Origin of the sequence: Streptomyces sp. SID3343 (assembly GCF_009865215.1) — a bacterium.
Lineage (GTDB): Bacteria > Actinomycetota > Actinomycetes > Streptomycetales > Streptomycetaceae > Embleya.
Window position 1 is genome coordinate 1 of record NZ_WWJX01000982.1, and the last position, 444, is coordinate 444.

The following is a 444-nucleotide window of genomic DNA, read 5'->3' on the forward strand; positions in this document are numbered from 1 at the left end:
CGGGCGCCCGGCCGCTGCTGCGGCGCGTGCGGGTCGCGCACGCGGGCACCGCCGGCGTCGTGGTGCACGAGGGCGCCGTACCCCGGTTCGAGGACTGCGCGGTGACCGACAGCGCGGGCTCCGCGATGGTCGTGTGGACCGATGCCGCGCCCGTGGTCCTCGCGAGCACCCTGGTCGGCGCGGGCAAGAACGGCGTCTATCTCAAGGGCGGCGCGCGCGGCGAGTTCACCGACTGCGTCGTGGGCGGTTCGACCTATCCCGCCGTGTACGTGGCCGCGGGCGCGGCGCCGGTGTTGCGCGAGTGCACGTTTCGCGACTGTCCCAGCGACGCCGGCATCGAGGACCCCGACGACACGGGCGCGGTGTTCGCGGACTGTGTCGCGCGCGGGGTGGCCCAGGCGCTGGTGTCGGGCGTGCGGGCGGTGGCGCTCGCGGGGGGCGCCC

The 444-nt window shown here is 76.8% G+C and carries 1 protein-coding gene; it reads left to right on the forward strand.

Features of this window, described 5'->3' with window-relative positions; genetic code table 11:
- On the forward strand, positions 1-444 hold a 444-nt coding region (locus GT354_RS30640; protein ID WP_161359627.1), incomplete at both ends, for a right-handed parallel beta-helix repeat-containing protein.